The organism is Streptococcus infantis (genome assembly GCF_018499575.1).
Lineage (GTDB): Bacteria > Bacillota > Bacilli > Lactobacillales > Streptococcaceae > Streptococcus > Streptococcus infantis_K.
The window spans coordinates 1,058,789-1,085,526 of the sequence record NZ_JAHDAP010000001.1; the positions used below are offsets into that span (position 1 = coordinate 1,058,789).

General features: G+C 40.4%; 28 protein-coding genes. 3 read left to right on the top strand and 25 right to left on the bottom strand.

The window, feature by feature from the left end:
• Nucleotides 1-182: 182 nt before the first annotated feature.
• The 9 genes from infB to KJR31_RS05230 form a co-directional block, all read right to left on the bottom strand.
• Nucleotides 183-2,924, bottom strand: coding sequence for a translation initiation factor IF-2 (gene infB, locus KJR31_RS05190; RefSeq protein WP_214262382.1), 2,742 nt, complete (start codon nt 2,922-2,924; stop codon nt 183-185).
• Nucleotides 2,925-2,940: 16 nt separating this feature from the next.
• Complete coding sequence (locus KJR31_RS05195) at nt 2,941-3,240, bottom strand: YlxQ-related RNA-binding protein (protein WP_178895425.1); 300 nt, start codon at nt 3,238-3,240, stop codon at nt 2,941-2,943.
• Nucleotides 3,233-3,526: an RNase P modulator RnpM gene (gene rnpM, locus KJR31_RS05200; RefSeq protein WP_006144965.1), complete on the bottom strand. Its 294-nt coding sequence runs from the start codon at nt 3,524-3,526 to the stop codon at nt 3,233-3,235. The genes KJR31_RS05195 and rnpM overlap by 8 nt, the downstream gene beginning before the upstream one ends.
• A gap of 21 nt (nt 3,527-3,547) precedes the next feature.
• The gene (gene nusA / locus KJR31_RS05205; protein ID WP_214262383.1) at nt 3,548-4,672 is read right to left on the bottom strand and encodes a transcription termination factor NusA; all 1,125 of its coding nucleotides are present in this window, start codon (nt 4,670-4,672) and stop codon (nt 3,548-3,550) included.
• A 42-nt stretch (nt 4,673-4,714) separates the two neighbouring features.
• Nucleotides 4,715-5,194, bottom strand: coding sequence for a ribosome maturation factor RimP (gene rimP, locus KJR31_RS05210; protein ID WP_004251813.1), 480 nt, complete (start codon nt 5,192-5,194; stop codon nt 4,715-4,717).
• A gap of 126 nt (nt 5,195-5,320) precedes the next feature.
• Complete coding sequence (gene trmB, locus KJR31_RS05215; protein ID WP_214262384.1) at nt 5,321-5,956, bottom strand: tRNA (guanosine(46)-N7)-methyltransferase TrmB; 636 nt, start codon at nt 5,954-5,956, stop codon at nt 5,321-5,323.
• Nucleotides 5,953-6,747: a cell cycle regulator CcrZ gene (ccrZ, locus tag KJR31_RS05220; RefSeq protein ID WP_214262385.1), complete on the bottom strand. Its 795-nt coding sequence runs from the start codon at nt 6,745-6,747 to the stop codon at nt 5,953-5,955. Before ccrZ ends, trmB begins: the two co-directional genes overlap by 4 nt.
• A gap of 47 nt (nt 6,748-6,794) precedes the next feature.
• The gene (locus KJR31_RS05225) at nt 6,795-7,844 is read right to left on the bottom strand and encodes an ABC transporter permease (RefSeq protein ID WP_214262386.1); all 1,050 of its coding nucleotides are present in this window, start codon (nt 7,842-7,844) and stop codon (nt 6,795-6,797) included.
• On the bottom strand, nt 7,841-8,572 hold the full coding sequence (locus KJR31_RS05230) for an ABC transporter ATP-binding protein (protein ID WP_214262387.1): 732 nt from the start codon (nt 8,570-8,572) through the stop codon (nt 7,841-7,843). The genes KJR31_RS05225 and KJR31_RS05230 overlap by 4 nt, the downstream gene beginning before the upstream one ends.
• Before the next feature lie 67 nt (nt 8,573-8,639).
• Here KJR31_RS05230 and KJR31_RS05235 point away from each other — a divergent pair, with 67 nt between their 5' ends.
• From KJR31_RS05235 to KJR31_RS05245, 3 genes are all read left to right on the top strand, one after another.
• Nucleotides 8,640-9,050 carry an HIT family protein gene (locus KJR31_RS05235; protein WP_214262388.1) on the top strand — a complete coding sequence of 137 codons (411 nt, stop codon included), beginning with the start codon at nt 8,640-8,642 and terminating at the stop codon, nt 9,048-9,050.
• A gap of 9 nt (nt 9,051-9,059) precedes the next feature.
• The gene (locus tag KJR31_RS05240) at nt 9,060-9,347 is read left to right on the top strand and encodes a hypothetical protein (protein ID WP_214262389.1); all 288 of its coding nucleotides are present in this window, start codon (nt 9,060-9,062) and stop codon (nt 9,345-9,347) included.
• Nucleotides 9,348-9,432: 85 nt separating this feature from the next.
• Nucleotides 9,433-10,062, top strand: a complete 630-nt coding sequence (locus tag KJR31_RS05245) for a hypothetical protein (protein ID WP_214262390.1) — start codon at nt 9,433-9,435, stop codon at nt 10,060-10,062.
• 85 nt (nt 10,063-10,147) lie between these two features.
• Here the strand turns inward: KJR31_RS05245 and dnaJ are convergent, their stop codons facing one another.
• The 16 genes from dnaJ to uvrC form a co-directional block, all read right to left on the bottom strand.
• Nucleotides 10,148-11,284 carry a molecular chaperone DnaJ gene (dnaJ, locus tag KJR31_RS05250; RefSeq protein WP_214262391.1) on the bottom strand — a complete coding sequence of 379 codons (1,137 nt, stop codon included), beginning with the start codon at nt 11,282-11,284 and terminating at the stop codon, nt 10,148-10,150.
• A 261-nt stretch (nt 11,285-11,545) separates the two neighbouring features.
• A complete protein-coding gene (locus KJR31_RS05255) occupies nt 11,546-12,178 on the bottom strand; it encodes a DJ-1/PfpI family protein (protein ID WP_214262392.1) in 633 nt (210 codons plus the stop codon).
• Nucleotides 12,179-12,436: 258 nt separating this feature from the next.
• Nucleotides 12,437-14,260: a molecular chaperone DnaK gene (gene dnaK / locus KJR31_RS05260; RefSeq protein WP_214262393.1), complete on the bottom strand. Its 1,824-nt coding sequence runs from the start codon at nt 14,258-14,260 to the stop codon at nt 12,437-12,439.
• Between the two features lie 263 nt (nt 14,261-14,523).
• Entirely contained in the window at nt 14,524-15,039 is a 516-nt protein-coding gene (gene grpE, locus KJR31_RS05265) for a nucleotide exchange factor GrpE (protein WP_214262394.1), read from the bottom strand.
• A gap of 26 nt (nt 15,040-15,065) precedes the next feature.
• Nucleotides 15,066-16,100 (bottom strand): heat-inducible transcriptional repressor HrcA, encoded by a 1,035-nt coding sequence (gene hrcA, locus KJR31_RS05270; RefSeq protein WP_214262395.1) that lies wholly within the window; start codon nt 16,098-16,100, stop codon nt 15,066-15,068.
• A 162-nt stretch (nt 16,101-16,262) separates the two neighbouring features.
• A complete protein-coding gene (locus KJR31_RS05275; protein ID WP_214262396.1) occupies nt 16,263-16,775 on the bottom strand; it encodes a DUF2812 domain-containing protein in 513 nt (170 codons plus the stop codon).
• Nucleotides 16,776-16,809: 34 nt separating this feature from the next.
• Nucleotides 16,810-17,385 (bottom strand): DUF2812 domain-containing protein, encoded by a 576-nt coding sequence (locus KJR31_RS05280; RefSeq protein WP_214262397.1) that lies wholly within the window; start codon nt 17,383-17,385, stop codon nt 16,810-16,812.
• Nucleotides 17,385-17,705, bottom strand: a complete 321-nt coding sequence (locus KJR31_RS05285) for a PadR family transcriptional regulator (RefSeq protein ID WP_214262398.1) — start codon at nt 17,703-17,705, stop codon at nt 17,385-17,387. Before KJR31_RS05285 ends, KJR31_RS05280 begins: the two co-directional genes overlap by 1 nt.
• Before the next feature lie 119 nt (nt 17,706-17,824).
• A complete protein-coding gene (glnA, locus tag KJR31_RS05290) occupies nt 17,825-19,171 on the bottom strand; it encodes a type I glutamate--ammonia ligase (protein ID WP_214262399.1) in 1,347 nt (448 codons plus the stop codon).
• 35 nt (nt 19,172-19,206) lie between these two features.
• Nucleotides 19,207-19,563, bottom strand: coding sequence for a transcriptional repressor GlnR (gene glnR / locus KJR31_RS05295; RefSeq protein ID WP_000659542.1), 357 nt, complete (start codon nt 19,561-19,563; stop codon nt 19,207-19,209).
• A gap of 80 nt (nt 19,564-19,643) precedes the next feature.
• The gene (locus KJR31_RS05300; RefSeq protein WP_214262526.1) at nt 19,644-20,165 is read right to left on the bottom strand and encodes an FUSC family protein; all 522 of its coding nucleotides are present in this window, start codon (nt 20,163-20,165) and stop codon (nt 19,644-19,646) included.
• A 131-nt stretch (nt 20,166-20,296) separates the two neighbouring features.
• Entirely contained in the window at nt 20,297-21,277 is a 981-nt protein-coding gene (gene mraY / locus KJR31_RS05305) for a phospho-N-acetylmuramoyl-pentapeptide-transferase (RefSeq protein WP_214262400.1), read from the bottom strand.
• 1 nt (nt 21,278) lies between these two features.
• The gene (pbp2X, locus tag KJR31_RS05310; protein WP_214262401.1) at nt 21,279-23,534 is read right to left on the bottom strand and encodes a penicillin-binding protein PBP2X; all 2,256 of its coding nucleotides are present in this window, start codon (nt 23,532-23,534) and stop codon (nt 21,279-21,281) included.
• A 3-nt stretch (nt 23,535-23,537) separates the two neighbouring features.
• On the bottom strand, nt 23,538-23,855 hold the full coding sequence (gene ftsL / locus KJR31_RS05315) for a cell division protein FtsL (RefSeq protein ID WP_214262402.1): 318 nt from the start codon (nt 23,853-23,855) through the stop codon (nt 23,538-23,540).
• A gap of 10 nt (nt 23,856-23,865) precedes the next feature.
• Nucleotides 23,866-24,816 (bottom strand): 16S rRNA (cytosine(1402)-N(4))-methyltransferase RsmH, encoded by a 951-nt coding sequence (gene rsmH / locus KJR31_RS05320; RefSeq protein WP_214262403.1) that lies wholly within the window; start codon nt 24,814-24,816, stop codon nt 23,866-23,868.
• 68 nt (nt 24,817-24,884) lie between these two features.
• Nucleotides 24,885-26,711 carry an excinuclease ABC subunit UvrC gene (uvrC, locus tag KJR31_RS05325; RefSeq protein ID WP_214262404.1) on the bottom strand — a complete coding sequence of 609 codons (1,827 nt, stop codon included), beginning with the start codon at nt 26,709-26,711 and terminating at the stop codon, nt 24,885-24,887.
• Nucleotides 26,712-26,738: the final 27 nt, after the last annotated feature.

A 26,738-nucleotide genomic window follows, 5' to 3' on the forward strand; every position in this document is an offset into this window, starting at 1 on the left:
TTCAATTCAAATTGAAACGAAGTTCAATTTGAAATCATCTGCTTCTTTCGCCGTGGTGAAAGTGATTGGGCTGATAATTCAGTTCAATCACTGGGGATTTTTGAGACTCTAGGCTCAAAAATAAGCAATGAAACCTTGGGTTTGCTTGCGTCCCACACCACCTAAGAAAGGAGCAAAAATAATTAGCGTTTAATTTCTTCCATGACGTAGGCTTCAATCACATCATCCATCTTGATATCATTGTAGCCATCAATCATAAGACCACCTTCACGGCCGTTTGTAACTTCTTTGACGTCATCTTTATAGTGTTTCAAGCTTGCAAGTTCACCATCGTAAATAACGACACCGTCACGAATAACACGGACTTTAGAGTCACGGGTAACTTTACCGCTCGTAACCATAAATCCACCGATTGTTCCGACTTTAGATACTTTGAAGGTTTCACGGATAATCGCTTCACCGATAACTTTTTCTTCAAATTCTGGATCAAGCATACCTTTCATGGCTTCTTCCATCTCTTCGATAACCTTGTAGATAATGCTGTGGAGACGGATTTCTACATCGTCGGCTTCTGCTTGTTGACGAGCTTGCGGTGTAGGACGTACGTTGAAACCAATGATAAAGGCATTTGAAGCTTCGGCAAGAGTCACGTCAGATTCATTGATAGCACCAACTGCTGAGTGAACAATCGTCACTTTCACACCTTCCACGTCAATCTTTTGAAGTGATGCAGAAAGGGCTTCAACAGAACCTTGTACGTCAGCTTTGATGATGACGTTAACAGACTTAAGTTCACCAGCTTTAAGGGTATCAAAGAGGTTTTCAAGGCTAACACGTTGTGTAGCTTGACGTTGCTTCATAAGAGCACGTTTGGCACGTTCTTCACCAGCTGCACGAGCAGACTTTTCATCTTCGTATACAGCAAAGTGGTCACCCGCCATTGGCGCTTCGTTCAAACCAGTAATCGATACTGGTGTTGAAGGTCCCGCAACCTTAACACGACGTCCAAGGTCATTGGTCATGGCACGGACACGTCCGAAAGTATTACCAACAACGATTGGGTCTTGAACATTCAAAGTACCTTGTTGAACAAGAAGGGTCGCAACCGCACCTTTTCCTTTATCCAAACGAGCTTCGATAACGGTACCGATCGCACGAACGGTTGGGTCTGCTTTGAGTTCTTGGATTTCAGCTACAAGAAGAACTGTTTCCAAGAGTTCATCGATATTTTGGTTGAATTTAGCTGAGATCTCTACAAACTCAGAATCTCCACCCCAAGCTGTTGACATAACACCGTGTTCAGCCAATTCACCGATAACGCGCTCTGGATTTGCACCTGGTTTATCAATCTTGTTAATAGCAACGATGATTGGAACATTAGCTGCTTTTGAGTGGTTAATGGCTTCGATAGTCTGAGGCATAACCCCGTCATCTGCCGCTACGACTAGGATAGTAATGTCGGTAACAGAAGCACCACGTGCACGCATGGAAGTGAAGGCCGCGTGTCCTGGTGTATCAAGGAAGGTAATCTTCTTACCATTTTCCTCAATCTGATAGGCACCGATATGCTGAGTGATACCACCAGCTTCTCCTGTCGCAACACGTGAATTACGTAGAGTATCCAAAAGAGTTGTTTTACCATGGTCAACGTGTCCCATGATGGTTACAACTGGTGGACGTTCAACCAACTCATCCTCGTTCAGATAATCATCTTCTACGAAGAAACGTTCGATATCGGCATTGTCCACTTCAACCTTTTGTTTAGCTTCAATTCCGTAATCAACCATGAGGAGTTCAATTGTTTCCCCATCCAAAGATTGGTTTTGAGTGGCCATAACGCCCATCATAAATAGTTTCTTAACAATCTCAGCTGGTTCACGTTTGATACGTTTTGCGATTTCCGCAACAGTCATACCATCTGTATACTCAAATTCTGTTGGCAATTCATGGAATTTACGTTCTGTAATAGGTTTTGGAGCCTGATTACGATTGTTTTGTTTGTTGCCTTTTTTATTTTTCTTATTGTTATTCCAGTTACTATTTCTTTGATTTCTCACTTGATTCTGACTACTTCGATTCTTTTGTTGTTTTCTAGGACCATCTTCTTCATGATCGTAATCATCACGATTTTTGTCTGGTCGAGCTTGCTTTTTACGACGTGTATCCACTACAGGCTCTTTGACTACAGGAGCTACTTCAACTACTGGCTGAGTTTGTTCAGCTAGTTTAGCAGCTTCCTCAAAGATTTCTTCTGGCTCCTTGCGTTTATTAGCTTGAGCCAAGGCTTCTTTGGCAACTTGAGACTGTTTGAAGCGTTCCTCACTTGAGCGTGCGTATTCTGCATTTTGCTCAGCCTTCAGAGCTGCTGCTCGAGCCTTAAAGTCAATACGAGGACCAGCTTGGTTTGGACGATTATCAGTTTGTTGACGATAATCATTGCCACGATTTCCTTGGCCTTGTGGTTTCTTCCCTTGGTCGTTAAAACGGCGATTGTCACGGTTTCCTTGACCAGGTTTCCCACCATTACGGTTATCGTTCTTTTGACGATTACCGTTTTGTTGTTGATCGCGGTTGTTACCCTTATTTTGCTTGCGTCGTTCTGCTTGCTCTTTGGCACGCGCTTCACGTTCCGCCTTAAAGTTTCGACTCTGTGGTCTTGCAGCTACAACTTTTTCTTCCTTTGGAGTTGCTGGCGTTTCAGATTTCTTTTCCACCTTCGCTTCACTTGCTTTTGGTGCTACAGGTTTTGCTTCTGCTTTAGGGGCAGCAGGCTTAAAGCTAGCAACGATTTTTTCAGCAGCATCAGCTTCAACGCTTGACGAGTGGCTCTTCACCTCCAAGCCCAACTCTTTTGCACGCGCTACAACTTCCTTACTTTCTTTTCCAAGTTCTTTTGCGATTTCGTACAATCTTTTCTTAGACAAATCATGTCCTCCTCTTCTATTCCATAAGAGACCTCATTTTCTTTGTAAATCCAGCATCTGTCACAGCTAAAACCTTTCTTGATTTCCCAACTGCTATGCTTAATTCCAGTGTTGAAAACACGGTTACAACTTCTACTTGATAATAGTGACTTTTATCTTGAATCTTCTTGGTCAGGTTGGGGGCAGCATCATGCGCTAGAAATACCAGCTTGGCTTTCTGTTCCTGAATGGCTTTGACAACCATTTCTTCACCCGAGATAATTTTCCCTGCTCGTTGAGCAAGTCCCAAGAGATTACTAACTTTTTGTTTATTCAAGTCCTAACTCTCTTCTTTTCACTTTGTGATCAACATAGGCGATCAACTCGTCATAAAAGCTTTCTTCAACTTCCATATTAAAGCTACGGTTAAAGACTTTTTTCTTTTTAGCCTCTAAGGCTTCTGCATTGTCTAGCTTGATATAAGCGCCACGGCCATTAGCCTTGCCTGTCGGGTCGATAAAGACCTCTCCTTCTTTGTTCTTGACAATACGAAGTAAATCTCGCTTATCGATCACTTCATTAGAAACAACAGACTTGCGCAAAGGGATTTTTCTTGTTTTCATCTTTCCCTCCTCTTGCAGCTTTTATTCTTCTGTGTCAGCGAAATCAACTTGACCTGCTTCTTCCATAGCTTCAAATTCACTTGCAGACTTGATATCGATACGGTATCCAGTCAAGTGAGCTGCCAAGCGAACGTTTTGTCCACGACGACCGATTGCAAGTGATAGTTTGTTATCTGGCACAACGACCAAGGCACGTTTGCTGTCATTTTCATCAAAGATAACTTGGTCAACCTCAGCAGGAGCAATAGCATTGTAAATAAACTCAGCTGGATCTGCTACCCATTCGATAACATCGATGTTTTCTTCTACAGGTACCATGCGGTCGCTCTTAGCATCGTAGCGAGCTGGGTGGAATTTGCTAGTGATTTTCTTAATGTTTGCACCACCGCGTCCAACGATTGTTCCGATAGCATCCACGTTAGGATTGTGACTACGAACAGCAACCTTTGTACGATCACCTGCTTCACGGGCTACGCTCATGATTTCAACAGTTCCATCGTATACTTCTGGAATTTCTTGTTCCATCAAACGTTTGATCATTTCTGGATGGCTACGACTTACAAAGACGTTAACTCCACGAGGGTTGTCTTCGACTTTGTAGACATAAACTTCGATACGATCGTGGGAAGCAAAGACTTCTCCAGGAATTTGGTCTTGTTTTGACAATTGGGCTTCGATGCTGCCAAGGTTGACATAAATAAAACGGTTGTCAAAACGTTCTACTGTACCTGACATAATTTCTTGTTCATGCTCTTTGTAAGTATTGTAGGTAATGGCACGTGTTTGCTTGCGCATTTTTTCCATAATGGTTTGTTTCGCAGACTGAGCCGCTACACGACCAAACTCTCCTGGTGCTTCTTCAAATTTGATTTTGTCACCAAGCTCATAGGCTGAATTAATGGCAAGAGCATCTTTCAAGCTAATTTCCAAACGGCTATCAAATACTTCATCAACAACTTCGCGGACAGTGTAGACTGTAAAGTCACCTGTTTTTTCGTTGAAGTCGATAGCTACGCTATCTGATTGACCATAGCGTCTACGGTAAGCAGAACGAAGTGATTCTACCACTGCGTCGATGATATCTTCTTTCTTGATTCCCTTGTCTTCTTCCAAAATGCGGAAGGCCTCTAGCATTTCTTTACTCATGTTCTTTTTACTTTTGAATTCTCAAAAGCTATCCTTTCTTTTCTATAATTTTACTGCTAAACGTGCTTTTGATACCAAGTTATATGGAATTTGGACTGTTTTCTTGCGCGTTTTATCCATATATTCCATAGTCAACTCGTCCTCTTCAAAGGACAACAAGGTTCCTTCAAAAACCTTTTGCTTGTCGATGGCTTGATAGAGCCCGACATGGATGTATTTCCCAACCGCTCCAGCGACTGCTTCCTTGGTTTTCAAAGGACGCTCCAATCCTGGACTGGTAATTTCTAGGAAATATTGTTCTGGGAAGGGATCAGGCTTGATAGTATCAAGAACAGGACTGATAATTTCAGTCAAGTCTGCTGTATCATTCAAGGTGATTCCTTCAGGCTTGTCTACAAAAATACTAAGAATCATGTCACTGCCAATCTTTCCGTACTCGATATCTACGAGTTCAAAAGGAGCTTCAATAACAGGTTCTACGACTTCTCTGACTAATTCAACGATCGTTGCGATTGCGTCCACCTCCTCATAAGCAAGAGGCGAAGATATCTCCCCGCCTCTCTTTCTTATATTCTTGATAATAGTATAGCACTTTTTAGTACTAATGTAAAGCATAAGCACTCAAATAGCCTGATTTCAAGCTTTTTCTTAAAATTCTGCTTCAACTCTATAAATTACTTGACCCTTGTTTGAGAACTTTTGTTCATACTCAGTCATGACATTTCCTTCAAAGTCGCTGGCATGTAAATCTAGCCAAACGCCATTAAGTTTCATCCCATATTGTGAAAAACTCACTAAGCTATATTCAAACAAGCCACGATTATCTGTTTTGAAATGAATTTCACCGTGTTCAGGCAAGATTCGTTTGAAAGTATCCAAGAAACTCTTATAAGTCAAACGACGCTTTTCATGGCGTTTTTTAGGCCATGGATCCGAGAAATTCAAATACAAGCGGTCAATTTCACCATCTTCAAAATAATTGGTCAATTCTGAACCATCAACCCATAGAAGTTTGATGTTGGGAACTCCAACTTCTAAGACCTTGTCTAATGCATAGCTTAATACAGACTTCTGAATATCAATCCCGATATAGTTGATGCCAGGATTTTGTTTGGCCATTCCTGTTACGAAAGCTCCTTTGCCACTACCAACCTCTACATGGATTGGATTGTCATTGCCAAACAAATCTCGCCACTTTCCTTTAGCTTCTGCGGGATTTAAAACAACATACTGCGGATTAGCCTCTAACAGTTCTGTTGCACCTTTACGATTTCTAACTCTCATTTCTTCTTTCCATACTTATCTCGGAAGGTACGCAAAGCATAGATCTCCCGATTGACATTATCCAAATCTTGATTTTCATAGTATTTGGTAATGAGGCTCAAAAATGACAGTTGAGCATACCAATATAACTTATTCAAGACAGTTTGATTATACTTATAGCCATAATTAGCAAGCCATTCTTGCCACTGATACTCTGGAATATAGTGACAGAGCAGATAGGCTACATCAAACATCCGATCAGTCAAGCGAACAGAATCCCAATCTACTAAATAAATCAAGCCACTCTCTGTCTCAAACCAGTTGCTATGACGGACATCCCCATGGACTATGGTTGCATAGTCTTCCCTAAAGCCAGGAAGATTCTCACGCAAATCACCTAAAACCATACGTAGATACTGGTTGTTTTTTAAAGCATCCGGAGCCTTGTTTACCCATGACTGAAGTAAATCCGAAGGTGTTTCCATTGCATATCCCAATCGTGTCAACTGGGTCATTAAGGGACGTGAACAGTGTAAACGTGTCAAAATATCGATAATTTGTTTACGGTTCATATCACTTGGCGTCAAAATTTTTCCTGTCAACCATTCCTGAGCGGACATATCACGGCCGTCTGGTAAACGACGACTCCAGAGCAATTGTGGTGCAATTTGCTCTCTAGCTAAACCAGGCAGGATTGGAGAAGTATTCATTTTTATAAAAACACGTTTTCCATCAGGATAACTTCCCATATAAGCTTTTCCGCTCTTCCCAGATATCGGGGTTAGCGTTAGCTCAATATCACCCAAGTCCATTTCTTTCCTCCGAATAAAGTTTCCTTATTATTCTACTAATTTTTATGCTATTCGTCAACCAATCTTCTCAGTTGATAAGGTACATAAAGAAATTGCAATACAAAACCTGCTCCTACAAGAACGAAGATAAGGATTTTGTCCTTAAAAACAAGCATTCCTATAAGACTTTCTAAGATCAAGACAGACAATCCAATCGCTCTCAAAATCTCCTTCAATCCTCGTTCTTTTTGCCCCTTTCCTACTGGAAATAATTGCGTCAAATATTGATAGTCAAAGGCATGATAGAGGGCTAGAAGCTGGAATAACAAAAGATAATTGAATAAAATTACAATTGCGACTGCAATCCAAGATTGCTCAATGAAGATGAGAGCGGTCAAAGATAGGATTATGAGTCGCAGACTAAGGGCGAATAAATCTCCATTTCTCAGATAGGAACGAAGATAGAGGTTCTGCCAGATTTTCCCTGGTACTTTCTGAACGCCCTTAAGGATAAAGTCCAGGTAAGCTCGGCGTTTAACGCTGTTTGAAATTCCCTTGACCTGGGTAAAGAGGGCAAAAAAGCGAAGCAAGAATTGCTTGCGTTTACTTTCTTGAGCAATGATAGAATCCCAATCAAGACCATTTTCAACAAAAAATTTACTGGATTTTTGACGAAAAATCACATATTTTACAAACCCTAAGACAAAGAGATAGACTCCAAAAATCGGTAGACCTAAGCCCATGGCTAAGAACAAGGGAGCAATCAATAGCAAGAGCATCGTTTGAACACTAAGCCAAAAGATGAACGATCGGAGAGATTGCTTTTTGATGTGGTCTTTTACCTTCTCTTCAGCCACCAAGAGGAAGAGTTTGTCAGGAGCTTCTAGATAGGTCGCTATACCACCCCAAAACAAGAGCAAAACAGATACAATTCCAATTAAAAATAAGATTGGTAAATGATTTTCAGGAAAATCTTGCAGTAACTGGTTGTATTGATAAGCCAAAAATCCTAGTAAAACCAACAAAAACAAGACAAAATGGTCATTGAGCACATAACGGAGATAGCCCAAGCATTCCTTGCGAAATTCCTGTTTTCGTTTTAAAAACAAGTCCTTCATAGTTCCTCCTCTTTGGTCAGAGCCAAATAGATATCATTGAGACTTGCATCTGGCATGGCAAAAGCTTCTCGAAGTTGCTGGAGATTGCCTTTGGCCCTCACTTGACCTTTATGGAGAATGACAAAAGAGTCACACATTTTTTCAGCTGAATCAAGGACATGGGTACTCATGAGGATCGACTTTCCTTTTTTCTTTTCCGCTTCTAAAAGTTGAATCAAGTCTGAAATCGCCAAGGGATCCAGACCAAGAAAAGGTTCGTCTACGATAAAGAGACTTGGATCAACGACAAAGACACAGATAATCATAACCTTTTGTTTCATCCCTTTTGAAAAATGAACCGGGAACCAATCCAACTTTTGATCCAAACGAAACATTTTTAAAAGGGGCTCTACACGTTCAAAAGCGATACTCTGTTCAACACCATAAGCCATAGCGACTGTCTCGATATGTTCTCTGAGAGTCAATTCCTCGTACAAGCTAGGAGTTTCAGGGATATAACCAATTTTCTTGCGATAGCTCGTAGCATCCTCTCGCAGAGTTAAACCATCAATTTTAATCTCCCCACTGTAGGGTGTCAAGAGACCGATAATCTCATTGATCGTTGTTGATTTACCTGCACCATTCAAGCCAATCAAACCAACCAACTGTCCACTCTCTACTGTAAAAGATACATCCTTCAAGACAGGTACATGAACATAGCCTCCTGTCAGGTTTTTAATTTCTAACATATTTTCTCCGAATCTGGTATAATGTAGCTATATTATATCAAAATTCAATACACTAGAGGTGGTTTTTATGTCAGATTGTATTTTTTGTAAGATTTTAGCAGGAGAAATACCTGCAGCCAAGGTTTATGAGGATGAACAAGTTCTTGCCTTCCTAGATATTTCTCAAGTAACCCCTGGTCATACCCTAGTCGTACCCAAAGAACACCATCGCAATCTTTTAGAAATGGATGCAGCAAGCGCTAGCCAACTGTTTGCTAAGGTTCCATTGGTCGCACAAAAAGTCATGACCGCTACTAAAGCCAAGGGTATGAATATCATCGCCAACTGCGAAGAAGTAGCTGGACAAACCGTTTTTCATACCCATGTCCACCTTGTTCCTCGTTATAGTGCAGATGATGATCTAAAAATTGACTTTATCGCCCATGAACCTGACTTTGACAAGCTTGCTCAAGTCGCTGAAACTATCAAAAACGCTTAAGGAGTTCCTATGAAACTATCAAATCTACTACTTTTTGCTGGATCTGCAGTCGGATCTTACCTCCTCGTTAAAAATCGTGAAGTTATCACTGAAGAAGTTTTAGATACAACTGATCGCGTTGAAGCAATCAATGGTGATTTGGATGTTATCCAAAATAGCTTACAAATTATCAATCAACAAAAAGAAGTCATCAAGGAGTATCAAGAAGACCTCACTTACAAATTTAAAGTCTTAGAAAAAGACCTCCAAGCAAGACTTGCTGTGATAAAAGAACTACGAGAAACTGAAGAAGACTAAGAAAAAGAAAGTTTCCAACTTTTCTTATATCCCCTTAAATTCACCTTGGATTACCAAATCCTAACAGAAAAGGGAGGGATTAAAAATGAAACTGTTTTTAAAAGTCATCTTGATTATTTCTGGTGGCCTCTGCCTTCTTGCAACCCTAGCATTTCTACTAGTGGCTAATCTTTTCAAGGCCTCATCAAGTGACATTCGAGAAGGAAATGAAGCCTTAAAACAAATCTTTATCTCCCTTGACATGCCTCCTGAAAAAGTAGAATCAAATGGAAGCTATCAATTCGAGGGGGGAGGCTTAGATTTTTATGTGACTTTCTCAGATGAGGTTATCAATAGTCACCCTGTCCTAAAAGAAAGTCCAAATCTTACTAAAAACCGGCTCAAAGTCTATGTTTTAAACACAGGAGATATTTCCTATAGGACAGTAGAGGACAACTTGTTCAATCATGGTTTAATACAATTTTTAGAGGAGGAAAGCGGGAAGTATTTCCGAGAAAACGGAAAGAAATCAAAGGATTCTTATCTCGTAATCTCTTGGAAGGATCAAGAGAGTCTAAAAAAGGGTATCGCATTCTATGAAAAATCTTTGACCTTGGTGGATATTCAGGATAATTCTGCGATTAAGCATGTCGATACTGTCACCGTGAAGCCTGGTAAAGAAGCGGAACTCAAACAACTCATTCAAGAGATGGATGTAGCTGGCTTGCTCAATTAATCGTCTGAGTAGCAGACTAAATGGAGTTCCATTTCCCAACGTTAAAAAACTAAAAAGAGCCTAAAGGCTCTTTTTAATTTATGTTTTATTCACCCTCAAAGGCATCTTTTATGTGGTCAAAGAAGCCTTTTTTCTTTGGATTGACTTTCAAATCACCTGCAGCTGCGAATTCTTTCAAGGCTGCTTTTTGTCGTTCGTTCAAGCCTGTTGGAGTTACGACATTGACAGTCACATACTGGTCACCGACAACACCACCACGAAGACTTGGAGCTCCCTTGCCACGTAGGCGGAATTTTTTACCAGTCTGCGTTCCTTCTGGGATGACTAACTCAACATCCCCATGAACTGTTGGAATATCTACTGTATCTCCAAGGGCTGCTTGGACAATATTGAGATTTAACTTGTAGAAAATAGTTGTTCCTTCACGTTCAAATTTATCGCTTGCTTCTACAGAAACTACTACATACAAGTCTCCATAAGGACCGCCGTTAAAGCCTGCCTCACCTTGACCAGCTAGACGAATTTGTTGACCAGTTTCGACACCTGCTGGAATTTTTACGTGGACACTGTGGGCTTGTTTTTCATGACCTGTTCCATGACAGGTTGTACATGGATCTTTGATTTCTTTTCCACGTCCATGACAGACATCACAGGTTACTTGACGGCGCATCATACCAAGAGGTGTTTGAGTATCAACGTTAATAACACCAGAACCATGACAACGTCCACAAGTAACTGGACTTGTTCCAGGCTTAGCACCTGAACCATCACAAGTACGACAGCTGGCTTCACGATTGTATTTGACTTCTTTTTCAGTACCAAAGATGGCCTCTTCAAAAGTCAAATTGACGCGATACTGGAGGTCATCACCTTGACGAGGAGCATTTGGATTGCGAGAAGAACCGCCTCCGCCGAAAAAACTTGAGAAGATATCTTCAAATCCACCAAAACCGCCTGCACCATCGAAGCCACCGAAACCGCCTGCACCACCAAAGCCACCGTTGGCTCCAGCCGCACCGTATTGGTCATAGGCAGCCCGTTTCTGTTCATCGCTCAAAGTCTCATAGGCTTCTTGAACTTCCTTGTACTTTTCCTCAGCACCAGGCTCTTTGTTGATATCTGGGTGATATTTTTTAGATAATTTCCGATAGGCTTTCTTGATCTCATCTTGAGATGCATTCTTTGAAACGCCCAAACGGTCATAAAATTCAGTATTGTTCATTTAAGATACCAAGACCGTAAAATTCGACTGAAAAATAGGAAATCTGACGCAGGAGCGATGCTCCTAGACAGATTTATCTTTTTTCCAAGAATTTAGGTCGGGTTCAGTTCCTTTCCATTGTTATTGAGTAAGAAACTTCAGAGCTCGGATTCAATTCCCCGAATGCTCTTTGTCCCTTTCTTTTATATTAAATTAGAAATTTTGGAACCCGTGTTCAGTTGCGAACACTCTTTGTCCTTTCTATAATTTTCATGTAAATCTTTAGAGGTTATTTTCTATATTCTGCTTCACTTGATCAAACTCTTCATCTGATAGAGTAAATATTAAATCCTCTTCAGCATACTCGTTCTGTTCTTTAAAATAGTTGTCCGTGTTCTCTGCCAATCCTAAGCTTAGAATCACTTTTCTTGCAAACTCTTGATGTGCAAAACCGATAGCCGTAATGATTTGTTTATCTTGCACAACCAGTTTGGGTTGGAAATTTTCACGTGGAAGAAATTCAAAATAATCAAAGAAGTTTTGCCAAATTCCACCTGTAAATTTCGTGTCGTTCAACAAGTCTGCTTTCGCCAATAAAAGGGGCGCTGAAGAAATGGCTGCAATTAGGATATCTTGCTCACCAAGATCCCTCAAAAACGAGATCAATTTCTCATCTTGTAGAGCAGGACCTATATTTACCATTCCTGGCAAAATCACACAAGAATACTCTTCTATACAGATTTGATCCAATGTTTTCGTCGGTTGACAAGGCAAGCCATCCTCAGAAACCACCATTGAATGCTCAGAAGCTACATAATCAATCGTGATATCAAAAGACAGAGCTAAAGTACTCGTTAAAGTGGTTATCTCATAAAGAGAAAAATTAGGATAAATGATACAAAGTACTTTTTTCATACGCAACATCCTCTATTTTACCGAAAAACAGAGGCTGGTTTGCAACCTCTGGATTTCTTTTTATCATTACGACGTTCAGGCAAGTCGTCATAGCAATTGCCGTAGAATAACAACCACTTTAGTGATTAGTCATTCTTAACGAGTTAGGCTTAACTGAGTTTCGGCTAAAAACTTCGGAAAAAAGATAAGCCATCTTTTGTGCATCGCACAAGGCGATGGCTTCCTATTTTTCTTTCGTTTTTTAAACGCCTCAACATCTTATTTTTCCGTAAACTCTCCGTCTACGACGTCATCGCCTGCGTTTCCTGTTGCTTGTGCGCCTTCTGCTCCTGCTTGAGCTTGTTGGGCTGCTGCAGCTTGTTCGTAGAGTTTAACAGCAAGTCCTTGAGCTTTTTCGTTCAATGCTTCGAGTTTTGCTTTCATTTCTTCCAAGTTGTTGTCTTCTTGGGCTTTCTTAAGGTCATCAAGGGCAGCTTGAGCAGCATCACGTTCTGCATCGAAGCCTTTACCTTCAGTTTCCTTGATAGTCTTTTCAGTCGCAAAGATTGCTTGGTCTACTTCGTTACGAAGGTCAACTTCTTCTTTACGTTTCTTATCTGCTTCAGCGTTAGCTTCAGCATCTTTCATCATGCGGTCGATTTCTTCGTCTGTCAAACCTGAGTTTGATTGGATAACAATTGTTTGTTCTTTTTGAGTTCCAAGATCTTTGGCCTTAACAGATACGATACCGTTCTTATCGATGTCAAATGTTACTTCGATTTGTGGGATACCACGAGGCGCAGCTGGGATATCAGTTAATTGGAAACGTCCAAGTGTCTTGTTATCTGCTGCCATTGGACGTTCACCTTGAAGAACGTGGATATCAACGGCTGGTTGGTTGTCTGCTGCAGTTGAGAAGACTTGTGATTTAGATGTTGGAATTGTTGTGTTGCGGTCGATGAGTTTTGTGAAGACACCACCCATTGTTTCGATACCAAGTGACAATGGCGTTACGTCAAGAAGGACAACGTCTTTCACATCACCAGTGATCACACCACCTTGGATAGCAGCACCCATGGCAACTACTTCATCAGGGTTCACTGATTTGTTTGGTTCTTTACCAGTTTCAGCCTTAACTGCTTCTACAACAGCTGGGATACGAGTTGAACCACCGACAAGGATAACTTCGTCAATTTCTGACAAGCTCAAACCTGCATCTGAAAGGGCTTGGCGAACTGGAGTTTTAGTACGTTCTACAAGGTCACGAGTCAAATCATCGAATTTGGCACGAGTCAAAGTCATTTCCAAGTGAAGAGGTCCAGCTTCTCCAGCAGTGATAAATGGCAAGCTAATTTGAGTTGAAGTCACTCCAGAAAGGTCTTTCTTGGCTTTTTCTGCTGCGTCTTTCAAACGTTGAAGAGCCATCTTATCAGCTGACAAGTCGATGCCGTTTTCTTTCTTGAATTCTGCAACCAAGTGGTCGATGATTTTTTGGTCAAAGTCGTCACCACCGAGTTTGTTATCCCCTGCAGTTGCCAATACATCAAAGACACCATCACCCAATTCAAGGATAGATACGTCGAATGTACCACCACCAAGGTCGAATACCAAGATTTTTTCTTCTTTGTCAGTCTTATCCAAACCGTAAGCAAGAGCTGCTGCAGTTGGTTCGTTGACGATACGTTCTACTTCAAGACCAGCGATTTTCCCAGCGTCTTTAGTTGCTTGACGTTGGGCATCGTTAAAGTAAGCTGGAACTGTGATAACAGCCTTGGTTACTTTTTCACCAAGGTATTCTTCAGCGTAACCTTTCAAGTATTGAAGGATCATCGCTGAGATTTCTTGTGGAGTGTATTCTTTACCGTTTGCAGAAACTTTTTCAGAAGTACCCATCTTAGATTTGATAGAGATGACTGTATCTGGGTTTGTGACTGCTTGACGTTTTGCAGCATCACCAACGATGATTTCACCGTTTTTGAAGGATACTACAGATGGAGTTGTACGATTTCCTTCTGGGTTTGCGATAATTTTGCTTTCAGTTCCTTCAAGAACTGCAACTGCTGAGTTTGTTGTACCTAAGTCAATACCGATAATTTTAGACATATGTTTTTTCTCCTTGTTATTTTAATTCTAATGTTGATTTTTCTTGATACTTCCCTTAAGTGATGGGGACGTGAGCAACTCCCTACGGGATTTCATCACTTATTTTTGAGTCTATTGTCTCAAAAATCCCCTGCTTCAGTAGCTTATGCTACTGAAACTTTCACCACGGCGGGAAATATCTTCCTTGCAAGCCTCCGGTTTGCTTCTTATCTTTCTTTCATAGTTTAGTGTCGTTTCGGACAAGGTTTTCAAAGTTCTCTAGCCTAGTTATATACTACTACCATGGCTGGGCGTAGGATGCGGTCATGGAGTTTGTAGCCTTTTTGGAAGACTTGTGCGATGGTGTCTGCTGGATGCTCGTCATCCGATGGCACTGTTTGAATGGCCATGTGGTAGTTATGGTCAAATTCTCCGTCCGCTGCGATTTCTTCGATTCCTTCTTCTTTCAAAGCATGAATCAAGCTTTCTTGGACCATTTCTAGTCCTTTTTTAACATCATCTGTCAATCCTTCAACTGCAAGGGCGCGTTCAAGGTTATCAAGTGATGGCAGAATCGCTTTTGCCAAATCTTGGCTGCGATAGCGTTGCAAGAGTTGGCGTTCTTCGTTGGCACGACGCTGAATGTTTTGCATTTCTGCATGGGCACGAAGGTATTTGTTTTCGAATTCTTCGGCACGTTCATTAGCCAAGTCCAATTCAGATTTCTCAGGAGTTGCCTCTTCAACTGTTTCCACAACTTCCTCTTCTTTTACTTCTTCATTTTTTATATCTTGGGACATGTTCGCCTCCTTTAATGATTTCAATCTTAATTCACTTCATAGTGATTACTGCTGAGATAGCGGTAAAAATCAGTCAACTTCATGGTCAAAACTCGATTGACAACATTGAGTTGATTGACCAATTGTTGATAGTCCAGATGAACTGGACCAATAATCGCCAGAATTCCCAACCCACGATAAGGGATTAGAAATTTACTGCTAATCACTGCTAAGTCAGCTAAACAGGATTCTTGGCTATCCGCAACTCGGACACTTTGCATCTGATCGCCAATCAAATTTTCTCGAATCTCCAAAGCAACCTTTTGTGGATGATCAAAGAATTGATAGGCTGCTAGATTCGCAAAATTCAAGAGATTAACTTTCCCAGAAACTACGATATTTTCATTGAACATTTCTTTGAAAATATGTTCGACGAGATCCATAACATTGTCCGTCGTTGTAAAGTAACGTTGGATAATCTGCGGAATCTCTGTCCGAATCTTGTAGTGAATATCCAAGACAGTCTGTTCCAGGAAACGTTCTTGAATCATGGTTTTAAGGCGATTTAAATCCTCCTGCAAGAAATTTCTCGGAATCAAAAACTGACTGGTAACTGTTCTAGACTCATCAAGTGTAAAAACAGCAAGAGCTGTATGTTGCCCGAGAACAACGATATCAAAAGCCGTCAGCTTCTGCCTACTTGGTTCTACATCCAATGCTACAACCGTACAACCACTCAAGTCTGACAAGATTTTCGTCGCCTCTTGAAGAATATCCTCAAGCTTGAAGAACTCTTGATCAAAGGCTTTTACAATCTCATAAACTTGATTCTCAGCTAAACGGTCAAAGGATAGGGAGTGTTTGACATAGTATTGAAAACCAGCCACACTCGGCATCCGACCACTGGAAGTATGCGCCTTTTCAAGCAAACCTTGCTTTTCTAGAGCTGCCATGTCATTTCGAATGGTAGCGCTACTAGAGTTGATAGACTCTTGCAAGGTTTTAGATCCAACAGGTTCATGCGTTTTGGTAAAGATGTCAATAATCAGATTTAAAATATTCTGCTGACGTTCCGTAACCATCTCGCCACTCCTCTCTGATAGATCCTTTTTAGCACTCGACACATCCAAGTGCTAACTTATGATTCTATTATACACCCTTAAAAGAGAATGTCAAGACAAAAACTCAAAAAATTAGCACTCTTTTATCAAGAGTGCTAAAAATCGGTCTGGAGACCTAGAAAATCATTTTACAATCTTAAGATATTTCTTTTTAAGTCTGTAAAAACTATAGATTAGATAAGAAATCATGAGAGCATATAGGGCAAAAATAATGAAGAAAGACTGAGAAAGATTTTCACGAAACAGACTCATACAAACAACTAGACCACCAGAGATAGAAGCTACACATGAACGAAGTCCAGATTTCACACCTTCCCATCTAAGTCGATTATCTATGAAAGATTGATCATTTGAAACAATATCACCAGTTGCCTTTCGGAAAACAGAATAAGGACATCGCTCCACAAACTCCCAACCTCTATCCTTAATACTTTGCAACACCATCTCATTCTTTCTAAGGTAGCTAGTATTATACACACGATAGATCACATCATCTGGTTGGCATTGTTCAAAATGGAACAAACCAAAACGATTTGATTTAAATTCCCAACCTTGCAAATGCATCTCATGCAAATAATCTTCTACCTTATCCAAATCAAAAACGGTAAACATTCGAAATTGTACTTTGCTATTCATTGCCTGACCTCCAAATTAGAACACATACATGATTTTATATATCGGATAATTCTTTCCACTTTTGAAACAATCTCCAAAAAATATAAGAAATCTGAATCGCAAAAACTATCAATAAAACACAATCTATTATGACAATCAACAACATTTCCCAACTGAAATCACTACCTCTACTAAGGAATTTTAAGAAAACCGGTAGTAGAGCTGAAAAGAGAAGCAAAATAGGAAGCATCCGCATTATTAAAATTCGTTTGACCATAGCTAACTTCCCGGCCGTGTCATTATAAATTTCAAACTCGGCCTCCGACTCAATTCCAGAACGAAGCTTTCTAAAGTAGGAAAAACCATTAAAGTCTGTAATTGGCTCCCAGCCACAATCTTTAAACAGTTGTAAATAGGAAGCTCTCTCTGACTTTTTCATAGGATAAAAGTCCAACTGATAAGCCACTTGCTCCGGTTGGCACTTTTCAAAAGTATACTTAACCGCAACTACTAAGTAAGAGTACCTTAACTCCTTAAGCTTCCAGCCTTTAGCATGCATTTCTTCGAGAAAAACTGCCTCCCTCTCATAATCAGCGATCGTAACAATCCGATAAACAATTTTCTTTTCCATCAACCTTCCTCCCGACTGTTTCTGTAGAGTCGTTCAATACGTTTGACTTCGATTTCTAAAACTTTTCGGCCTAAGTCAGTTATCTGATAAATCTTTCTCTTTTCCTCTTCGCGAACAAAGGAAATCAAACCATCCTTTTCCATCTTTGACAAGGTTCCATACATGGTCCCAGGACTAATGGAAACCTGTGAATCTGTCATCTCCTTGACCTTTTGGCTAATACCATAGCCATGGTTCTCCTTTTGCAGACAGAACAGAATATAAAAACCCGTTTCAGTCATAGGAAGGTAGACCCGTCTAATCTTATCAGTTAATTCCATTTAACCAGACCTCCTCTTTAGTTCGATATATCGCACTTCGTTATATAAAATATATCACTCCTCGATATAAATTGCAAGAAAAAAAGATTGTCCTAACGGACAATCTTTCTGATTCATCATTAATAAAGATCTAGGTAGTTGTCAATTTCCCATTGTGAGACAAAGGTTGCGTAGCTCGCCCACTCGATACGTTTAGCTTCAAGGAAGCTCGTATAGATATGTTCACCTAGGGCTGCTTTAACAACTTCATCTTCTGTCAAAGCCTTCAAAGCGTTGTGAAGAGTTGATGGAAGGTCTGTGATACCAGCCTCTTTACGCTCTTCTGCAGTCATGATATAGATGTTTTCTTCGATTGGCGCTGGTGCTTCGATTTTGTTTTCAATACCGTGCAAACCAACTTCCAAAAGAACAGCCATTGCGATATATGGGTTTGCCATTGGGTCTACTGAGCGCAATTCCAAACGTGTTCCCATTCCACGAGTAGCAGGAACGCGCACCAACGGTGAACGGTTACGACCAGCCCAAGCGATGTAAACAGGTGCTTCATACCCTGGAACCAAACGTTTGTATGAGTTAACGGTCGGGTTCATGATAGCTGTGTAGTTGTAGGCATGCTTGATCAAACCACCAAGGAAATGATAGGCTGTTTCTGACAATTGCATTCCTTTTGGATCATTTGGATCAAAGAAAGCGTTGTTCCCTTTATCATCAAACAAGGACATATTGCAGTGCATTCCTGAACCAGCGATACCGAATTTTGGTTTAGCCATAAAGGTTGCATACAAACCATGTTTACGCGCAATTGTCTTTACAACAAGTTTAAAGATTTGAATCTTATCACAAGCACGAAGAACTTCATCATACTTAAAGTCAATCTCATGTTGACCTACGGCAACTTCGTGGTGACTGGCTTCTACTTCAAATCCCATTTTAGTCAAGACATTTACAATCTCACGACGAGTGTTATCAGCAAGGTCTGTAGGTGCCAAATCAAAGTAACCACCCTTGTCATTCACCTCAAGAGTTGGGTCTCCATTTTCATCAAGCTTGAATAGGAAGAATTCTGGTTCCGGACCAAGGTTGAAAGATTTGAATCCAACTTTCTCCATGTGATGAAGAGCTCGTTTAAGGTTGCTTCGAGGATCTCCAGCAAATGGCTCTCCTTCTGTTGTATAGACATCACAGATCAATCCTGCGACACTACCGTTCTCATCTCCCCAAGGGAAGACAGTCCATGTGTCCAGGTCAGGGTACAAGTACATATCTGATTCATTGATACGAACAAACCCTTCAATAGAAGATCCATCAAACATAGCCTTGTTTGACAAGACCTTGTCTAGTTGTTCATCTGTAGCAGGAATTTCGACGTTTTTCATTGTTCCCAAAATATCTGAAAACATGAGACGGATAAAGGTTACATTTTTTTCCTTAACTTCACGACGAATATCTGCAGCTGTGATTGGCATGGTTTTTCTCCTTATATATGACGACTTGCGGTTGCCTAACCGCGACCAAAAGGTGATTGTTGAGAAGCAAAGCGACTTTGTTGAAGAACTTCATTCCGAAGGGCACGACGAACCTCAGTTTGACTAACTGGTTTCTTGGCTTTCGCCTCACGTTCGGCATATTTTTTCTTGATAGCAGCAATGTTCAGACCTTCAGAGATATAATCCTTAATCTCAAGCAACCGATCCATGTCATTTAAAGAATACATCCGGCGATTACCTTCGTTTCGATCAGGTTTTATCAACTCTTGATCTTCGTAATAACGAATTTGACGCGCCGAAAGATCGGTCAGCTTCATAACACTACCAATGGGGAAAACTGCCATATTGCGACGAAATTCTTTTTCCTTCATGTACACTTCCTTCTTTCTGTCTATTATAGTCTAAAAAAAATCAATCGTCAATTGTTTATGTCATATTTTGTGACATTATTTTATTTTTTCTGTATGAGACTCCGCAAGCGATCAATATCATAATTTACTAGAATTGCTACAAAAACTCCCATAAAAGTCTCAAAAACTCGAGCAAACACGTACAAAACAGTCTCTCCGTTTGGAATTGATAGGGTAATAATCAGCATGGCTGCAACTCCCCCAATGACCCCTGACTTATTGTTCATGGCAACATTTGTCATGATGGTTAACATGGTACATATCGGAACCACAAGGAGAGTTACCCAAAAGGCTCCATGAAAAAAGTTGTTCAAGAGAAAGAACATCAGCGCATAAAAACCACCGATACTATTCCCTAAAATACGTGATGTCCCAAAGTGGACACTCTTATCAAAGTCTTCTCTCAAGCTAAAAACGGCTGTAAGAGCTCCAATCTGAAGTCCCTTCCATCCAAAAAAACCAAAAATCATGAGGACCAAAAAAACAGCGATTCCTGTTTTAAAGGTACGCATCCCTAACTTAAACTTGCTTTTATCAAATCTATACTTTTTAAAATAACTCATCATTTCATCTTTCTTTTTTTCCATTTTATCATAATTTTACTTTTTTGAGAAAAGGATTCCTCAACTGAAGAAAATAGGAACTAAAAAGAGAAGGGTATAAATCCTTCTCTTTTATATTCCAATATTCTATTTTAGAATAAATACATGAAAGCCAAGGTGACGAGACTAGCAAGCAAGCCCACTCCCCAGAAGAAGAAATCGACTTTCCACTCACTCCAAGGCTGACCTTTACCAGAAAATCCACCCAACTCAAAATGGTGATGAACTGGTGTCATTCGAAAGATACGTTTCCCGCCAGACAACTTAAAGTAGGTAACTTGCATCATGACAGATGTTGTTTCAAAAACATAGACTATACCAATCAGGAGTAGCGTCCATTCTTGGTGCAATGCCATAGAAATAGCGGCCAACATCCCTCCAAGAGCAAGACTTCCGACATCTCCCATAAAAACTTTAGCAGGCTTATGGTTAAAGACAAAGAAACCAAGAAGACCACCAATCATAGCAAGAATCACTAGGAGAATATCCAATTGGTTTTGTACATAAGCAATGACTCCATAGGCAGATAGGCTAATCACTACTGAGATACTTGCCAAGCCATCAATTCCGTCAGTCAAGTTAACAGCATTTGAAAAACCAACCAACCAGAAGAGAGCAAAGAAAATGTAAAGAACGCCTAGGTGCAATGGATATCCAAATACATTTAAGACATCCCCTCCTCTTTCATAAAAGAGATAGAAGATAACTCCTCCTACTAATTGAAGCAAGAGCTTTTGTTTAGGATTGAGCCCTTCATTGATTTTACGGAAAACCTTGAGGAAATCATCTAAGAAGCCAACCAAACCATACAAAACGAGAATAAAGAGGATCATTCCAACATTGTTGGTTAGTTGATTAGTTAAAAGTGCAAGAACTAAACTAACTAAAACGCTTGTTACGAGGAAGACAATCCCTCCCATTGTCGGCGTCCCAGCTTTTGCCTGGTGTTGTTTAACATCCTCATGCATCTGTTGACCAGTAATCTGTGCTTTACGGTAAAAACGGATAAAAGCTGGAATTCCTACCACTGTAAGAACAAAAGTAAGGATTCCAGGAAAGATAGAAACTAGCATTCTAATCTCCTAAAGTTATTTTTATTTTCTGTATATTTTTTAAAGCTGTATTAGAACGAACACTTTGTTTTTTAACAATTTCTCCTGTACCTTCAAATTCAACTTCAAGATTCAACCATTTGGCAAAGGTTTCAACATTTTTCTTAGACCAGCCATATAAGTCAGGCATCTCTTCTACCTTGTCTGAAAGGAGTAAGATTTGCTCATTAGCGTCTAGATTGGTTCCTTCTGCCACTGAACTGTCCTTGATTTTTGTTCCTGAACCGATAACGATTGGTTGAACAAGATTGCGTCTCAGTTCCTCTGCCATATCTCCCGGACTATAGTCCTTGGTCGCTGGCATTGCATAACTAGTTGTTGTTGTAACTTGATCCAGATTTTTAGCTGTAGACTGAAGATTAAGAGATTCTTTCATGGCAGAAGCTCGTTCAAGAATAGGATTAGCAAATTCTCCAAACCAAGGGTTAGAAAAGTGTTCTGGCTGTTGAACTGTTACGTAAAGAATAAAATCAGGATTTTCAGAAGGATGCATGGTTACTACAGAAAAGATATAATTGGTTTTCCCAACTAAATATCCTCCGTTTTGCTCATCGGCAATTTGAGCTGTTCCTGATTTTACAGAAACAGTCTGACCAGGTACAGTAACGATTGGTTTACCGGTAAGTTTATTGTACATTGTACCATAAACAGGATCTGTACCAACCAAAATCATATTTTCTCGAGTCAGACTAGCCGCTTCTTTAGAAACAGGATTCCCTACAACCTCCCTCTGCGATTTACGAACAGTCTGATCATTTGGATCATAGAGGGCACTAATAAACTTCGGCTCTAGCATGACCCCATCATTAGCGATTGCTGTAAAGGCACGAAGCATCTGGGTCTGAGTAACAGAAATCCCTTGACCAAAAGAACTCATGGCAATATCGACAATATTATCTGCAGGTAGTTGTCCAGCATACTCATCAGGCATACCAAAACGCGTCGGCACCCCAAACTTAAAGCGATTGAGATAATCCAACCAAGTGGCATCCCCCATTTTTTGCTGGAGCAAGGTCATACCGACATTACTCGAGTGATCAAAACCTTGTGAGTATGTCATTATACTTCCAGCTGATAAGCCATCATTCACATCCCAGTCCTTAATAGTTGCATCTGCTATTTTTAATTCGCTACTATTAAAGTATTCTCCACCAGGGAAGGTGTTGTTATCTATAGCTGCTGCTAAGGTCATGACCTTCATGGTTGAACCTGGTTCATAGTTACTTTGGTAAAGGATATCACGCCAGACAAAGTCCTCTGTAATCCCTTCTTTGGTATCAGCATCAAAGGTCGGTCTTTGAGTCGTGGCCAGAATTTCTCCTGTCTTGGCACTAACCAAGGTCGCAGTCATATACTTGCCTTTTAGTTTTCCTTGGAAGGCATCCATTTGACTTTCCATAAAGGACTGCAAAGGACTAGATAGGGTCGTATAGACGTCTTTCCCGTTTACGGTCTGTTGGGTGACTTGTTCTGTACCAGGAACAATATTACCTAGACGGTCTTTTTCATAAGTAATAACACCATCTGTCCCTGCCAATAAACTATTTAAGGAACTCTCGATACCAGATGTCCCAATTAGACTTTTCGTGCCATCTTCATTTTCATGTAACTGTGCTAAACCAATAAAGGATGAGGCAAATTTCCCATTTGGATAACTTCGATTTGGACTAGTCGTAAAATTAATACCCTCAACCTTAGCAGATTCTAAGTCCTGTTTAATGGACATCATATTAGCATAGGTAATCCCATTTCCTTTAGAACCAAAGGAAACTTGTTTGAGATTCGGTTGAGAGAGTTGGTCTTTGACGTAAGTCTCCTCCATATCTAAATATTTATGAAAAATTTCTGCCACTTTATTGTACTGAGATTCTTCTACATAAAGAACATCACCATTAGCTGACTTATAGTCTTTATCTATTACAGCATAAACATTATAAGAGGTCGCATCTTCTGCGATGGGAGTTCCATTACGGTCATAAATGGTTCCTCTTTTAGCAGGAACAGTCAGAGTCGTTTGATGAACTTTATTTGCTTCTTTAACCAGATTGACTCCAAATTTTGTGCCTGTACCAATAATCACCGCAAAATTAACCAAAAAAACAGCAAATAGAAAGACAGCCAATAGGCTCAAATTTTTTCCTACTAATCTGCGGTTTTCCATTGGAGTTTTACGATTCTTAATGGCAAAGCGTATGATTCTTTCTTTCCAGGATTTCATATACTACTCCGCTGATCGAATATTTTCATTATTCAATTGCAACTCTTGAGAATTTGCAATTTCGGTCAAACGTTCTGATCGGATCAATTCATTAACTTCTTGTTTGGCATCATCCAACTCTGTCTTTTTTTCTTCAATTTGTGCATTGACTTTTGTCAAATCACTCTGAACTTGAAAAAGTTTTGTCTGCATATAGACTATACTAATTGCTAAGACCAGGGCTGTGATGGCAATTGAAAGGTAAAAGGCCTTTTCAACACGTGAAAATTTTTTTATACGAGCTTGCAACAATTGGCTCGTTGTTCCTCTGATTTCTGCCATTTTTTCCTCTTTACTTGTGAATTTTTCTTGCCACTCGAAGCTTGGCTGAGTGGGAACGATTATTGGCTTCCAATTCTTCCTTGCTTGGTAAGATTGGTTTACGTGATACTAATTCCATCTTAGGTTTGAGATTATCTGGAATAAAAGGTAATCCTTTTGGAACCTCTACCGTCGAAGCTTCCTTAAATAGTTGCTTCGTCAAACGATCTTCCAGTGAATGGAAGGTAATCACTGATATTCTGCCATCTAGAGCCAGCATATCCATGGCTTGCTGAATAGACTCATCAGCTGCTCCCAACTCATCGTTAACTTCAATACGAATGGCTTGGAAAATCTGCTTGGCCGGATGGCCTTTTTTCTTAAGTTCCTTAGCAGGCTTGGCAGATTTGATAATCTCTGCCAATTCGGTTGTTGTCTCGATTGGCTTTACTTGACGTGCTTGTTCGATTTTTCGCGCAATCTGTTTAGAAAACTTGTCTTCTCCATATTTGAAAAAGATTCGTACCAAATCATGGTAGTCATAATGATTGACAACTTCATATGCGGTCAAGCTAGCTTCCTGATTCATCCGCATATCTAGTGGTGCATCTTTTTTATAAGAAAAACCACGTTCACGTTGATCTAACTGCGGACTAGAGACCCCTAAGTCATAACAAATTCCATCAATCTCTGTCACGCCTAAGTCATTTAAGCGTTCCTTCAAATGACGGAAATTATCCTTGACAAAAGTAACCATTCCCTTTTCGATATAGGGCACTAAACGTTTTTGCGCGTTGTCAATGGCGTTTTGATCTTGGTCAAAGGCATACAAATGCCCTTTCTCGCTTAATTTACTTAACAAATACTCGCTGTGACCTGCCCCACCCAAGGTTGCATCAACGTAAATGCCATCAGGCTTCACATCTAGCATATCAATGGTCTCATGGAGCATGACTGTTACATGATGAAATTCTTTTGTCATATCTTATCTATTTTACCACAAATCCGACTAGCTTGCACTCACTAAAACAAAAACATTCCACTGCTTCTTTATTCTTTATATTCAACCGACTTCTCAGCTACTTGAGCCAGTGTTGAATTCGCTTCTGGATTTAACTGTCTATGAACAGCCTCTGCAACTGTTCTTGGTATTCCTACATTGACAATATCGTCAACGCTTGCTTCCTTAATTTTAGTCAGAGATTTGAAATATTTCATTAAATTCTGCTTGCGTTTTGGACCCAAGCCTTCAATCCCATCTAATTGAGAGGAGAAAGAATTCTTGGAGCGCAATTGACGGTGGAAGGTTATCGCAAAGCGGTGCACCTCATCTTGAAGGCGTTGGAGGAGGAAAAACTCCTGAGAATTCCGAGACAACTCTACCACTTCAAGCGGATCTCCAAAAAGCAACTCATGAGTTTGGTGCTTGTCATTCTTTTGAAGACCTGCGATAGGAATATCCAAACCTAGTTCCTCTTGGATAACTTGCTTAGCAATATTTACCTGGCCTTGCCCCCCATCAATGACGATTAAGTCAGGCGGTGTCAGACCATCTCGTTGGACTCGGCCATAACGTCTGCGAATAACCTCTCGCATACTAGCATAGTCATCTGGTCCGACCACTGTCTTAATCTTGTACTTACGATAATCTTTCTTGCTAGGTTTTCCGTTGACAAAAACAACCATAGCAGAGACAGGACTGGTCCCCATGATATTGGAGTTATCAAAGGACTCGATACGAACTGGGGTCGGAATTTGTAAAAGACGTCCAAGATTTTCAATAGCACCCTGGGTTTTCTCAACTGATTTTTCCAGCAGATTAAATTTCTGCTCCAGACTAACACGAGCGTTTTTGATGGCTAGATTAACAAGCTGCTTTTTCTCCCCTCGCTGGGGTTTGAGGACCTTGGTATCGACAAGGGCCTTAACCGCCTCTTCATCAATGTCCCGAGGAATCAAAATTTCATTGGGAATCAGGTGAGATTTTTCTTGATAAAACTGCCCCACATAGGTCAAAAAATCCTCATCTGGATCATTGTAGTAAGGAAAGAGATTGACGTCACGTTCAATCAATTTGCCCTGACGGACAAAGAAAACCTGTACACACATCCAGCCCTTATCCACATAATAACCAAAGACATCACGGTTCTGGAGGTCCTTAGTCATGACTCTTTGTTTGGTACGAAGAGTCCCAATAGCCTGGATTAGATCACGGTATTCGGCTGCACGCTCAAACTCCATATTCTGGGCTGCCAAAGACATCTTATCCTTGAGCTCGTTAATGATTTTGTCATCCTGCCCCTTGAGAAAATCAGAAACTTCTTGGGACATCACTTTAAAATAAGCTTCATCCTTGTGACAAACCGTATGAGCCATACACTGGCCGATGTGGTAATAAAAACAGACCTTCGAAGGCGGATTAGTACACTTGCGGAAAGGAAAAATCCGATCTAAAAGTCGCTTGATTTCATTGGCCGCACCCACATCCGGATAAGGACCAAAATAAAGGCCTCCGTCCTTCTTAACCTGACGGGTGATTATCAATCGAGGATAGCGTTCATTGGTGATTTTGATAAAAGGGTAGGACTTATCGTCCTTGAGCATGATATTGTATTTGGGCTTGTTTTCCTTGATGAGATTAATCTCCAAAAGGAGAGCCTCAATATTAGACTCTGTAACAATAAATTCAAAATCCACAATTTCAGACACCAAGGCTTCTGTCTTGGTATCGTGACTTCCACGAAAGTAGGACCGCACCCGATTGCGCAGATTTTTGGCCTTCCCTACATAGATGATCGTACCGTTTTTATTTTTGTGAATGTAACAACCAGGGCTATTCGGCAAGAGCTCCAGTTTTGATTTGATCAAGTTATTCATAGTTCCATTATAGCAAAAAGCACCTCT